We start from the raw sequence: 2,714 nt of genomic DNA, 5'->3' as shown, positions 1-2,714 counted from the left end.
GAGTCAGGAGTCAGTAGCCAGTCGTTTCATGCTTTGTTTCCCTTGTTTTGTGTACCAAGCGATGTACTAAAAGAAGGATAATGCAAGGTTTTTGAAAGTCCCAATCCTATTTTCTTGCACTAACATCGGACTTTAACAGGTCAAAAGCCTTATTTTAAAAGGGTTTTACCATTATTCAGCAAGCCCTAAATAGACCATTTAACTGATTAATGCTCATTCTTAATTCTCCTGACTCCTGACTACTGGCTACTGACTCCTAACCCTAACAACAATTTGTGATTTTTACAAGAGGTCTAGTTTTTACCCCTCTCTAACCGTAAACTTTCCCATAATACTCTTGATATTCTTTGGATAACAAAGGTTGCCACCAATCCCGATGATCGAGATACCATTGAATGGTTTTTCTTAATCCCCCCTCTACCGTTTCTTGAGGTTGCCAACCTAATTCAGTGCGAATTTTACTGGCATCAATAGCATACCGGCGATCATGTCCGGGGCGATCCTTAACAAAGGTAATTAAATTCTGAGCAGGTTTCACGGGTAAATCGGGAGCTAATTCATCCATTAACTCACATAACATCCTGACTAAATCGATATTTTTTACCTCATTATTTCCGCCAATATTATAGGTTTCTCCCGCTTTGCCTTTGTGAATAACTGTATCTAAAGCTTGACAATGATCCCGAACATATAACCAATCTCGAACATTTTGACCATCACCATAAACGGGTAAAGGTTTACCCAAAAGAATATTAATACACATCAAAGGAATTAACTTTTCGGGAAAATGATAGGAACCATAATTATTAGAGCAATTAGTAATAATTGTCGGCATTCCGTAGGTGTGAAAATAAGCTCTCGCTAGATGATCACTCCCCGCTTTTGAGGCAGAATAGGGACTATTAGGAGCATAGGGAGTAGTTTCGGTAAAAGCCGGATCATCTACTCCTAAACTGCCATAAACCTCATCGGTGGAAACGTGCAGAAAACGATAGTTATCGGGTTGATGATTACTTAACCAATGTTGCCGAAAACTTTCTAATAGAGTAAAAGTTCCCACCACATTAGTTTGCACAAAAGCCCTAGGTCCAAGAATCGATCGATCCACATGGGATTCGGCAGCAAAATGGGCAACTGTATCGATATTTTCACCGGCAAATAATTCATCAACTAAAGCTCGATCGCAGATATCCCCTTGCAGAAAACGGAAATTCTTTCTATCTTTCAGTGTCGCTAAATTATTCAAATTGCCCGCGTAGGTAAGAGCATCAAGAACAATTACACGATCCTCAGGATAATTCTCGCACCAATGATGAACAAAATTCGAGCCGATAAATCCTGCTCCACCAGTAACTACTATGCTTCTAGCTTGATTCTCCGTCGTCATGGCCACCTCTAGCAAAAGTTCGCTACTTATTTTAGGCTTTTTTGCTTCACACTTCTTCATCAAAAGTGATCCGATCAGAGTGATAATCCGGCGGTTCAACGTGAATTAAAATTCTCACAGGGCTAAATTGTTGGCTTAATCTTGCTTCCACCGCTTCCGTGATTGCGTGAGCAGTTTCCACATCTTGAGCGGAGACAACTAGGTGCATTTCTATAAATACCTGTCTTCCCACCACTCCCCGAGACGCAATCGCATGACAATTAAGCACCCCCGGCACCTCCAGGACAATTTGATGAATCACCTCAGGAGCGATCGCCATTTCATCCACTAACAAAGGTAAATTCTCCATCAGGACTTTCCAACCACTGCTAAACACCAAAAAAGCGACGGGAAAGGACAAAATCACATCTAACCATTGTAATTGGGGAATATTAGCCGTATTGCCCACCCAAACCCCGACTAAACCCAATAAAACCGTAATTGTCACCCACACATCACTCATGGTATGACGAGCATCGGCAATCAAAATCGCACTACCGACACGCTGCCCCACCGATCTTTCATAATAGGTGACAAAAATATTCACCCCTAAAACGATAATTAATAGCCATAACTCAGGACCTGCAATCTCGACGGGTTTGCCTCCTTTGATAATACTCATGACCGCCCCTTGCAAGATTTCAAAACAGGCAATCCCCAAAAATGCGGCGATCGCTAAAGCTCCGATCGCTTCGTATTTCAGATGTCCGTAGGGATGATCTCGATCTGGATAGGGAGAGGAAAACCGCATCGCTACTAATCCCAAGACATTATTGGCACTATCGGTGACACTATGGAGAGCATCCGCTTGCAGACTTAAAGCACCAATCCTCAAACCCACCCCCGCTTTGATCGCCATAACCAAAATGTTCAGCAGTAGGGTGATCCAGAGAACTTTTTGGACGGTAGCCCGATTATCTTTTAAAACAGCCACAGGATTATCAGTTATCAGTTATCAGTGGGTAAGTTATCAGTTATCAGTTATCAGTGGGTAAGTTATCAGTGGGTAAGTTATCAGTTATCAGGGAAATTTCAACTAAAACCCCAAAACCCCAAAAACCCAACTACTTGAGGGTTGAAAAAGGGCAAAAATAAGGATTAAATTGCCTAAAGTCGGTAAATAGACCATTTAATTGATTATTATTCATTTTGGCTCTTCGGGACTTGTTATGGTTCGATAGGGGGGCATAAATCGACTCAATCCTTATCTGGCAAGAGATTTAATTGATTAGTTCGCTCCAGATCGCAAACAATTGACAAAAATTGCGGCAATGTCTGTCTCTATAAA

Annotated in this window: 2 protein-coding genes; both read right to left on the bottom strand. The window is 41.5% G+C overall.

Annotation, left to right across the window (positions count from 1 at the left end; all coding sequences use genetic code 11):
* Positions 1–310 precede the first annotated feature (310 nt).
* Positions 311–1,387 carry a dTDP-glucose 4,6-dehydratase gene (gene rfbB / locus O9332_RS22955; RefSeq protein ID WP_043999394.1) on the bottom strand — a complete coding sequence of 359 codons (1,077 nt, stop codon included), beginning with the start codon at positions 1,385–1,387 and terminating at the stop codon, positions 311–313.
* A 46-nt stretch (positions 1,388–1,433) separates the two neighbouring features.
* A complete protein-coding gene (cdf31, locus tag O9332_RS22950) occupies positions 1,434–2,360 on the bottom strand; it encodes a CDF family zinc efflux transporter Cdf31 (RefSeq protein ID WP_002762471.1) in 927 nt (308 codons plus the stop codon).
* Between the last annotated feature and the right edge of the window lie 354 nt (positions 2,361–2,714).

The sequence above is a fragment of the Microcystis sp. LE19-10.1B genome (genome assembly GCF_027530565.1).
In the GTDB taxonomy this organism is placed as follows: Bacteria; Cyanobacteriota; Cyanobacteriia; order Cyanobacteriales; family Microcystaceae; genus Microcystis; species Microcystis aeruginosa.
The sequence above is the reverse complement of the archived record's forward strand: the minus strand, read 5'-3'. Positions and strand labels throughout refer to the sequence as shown.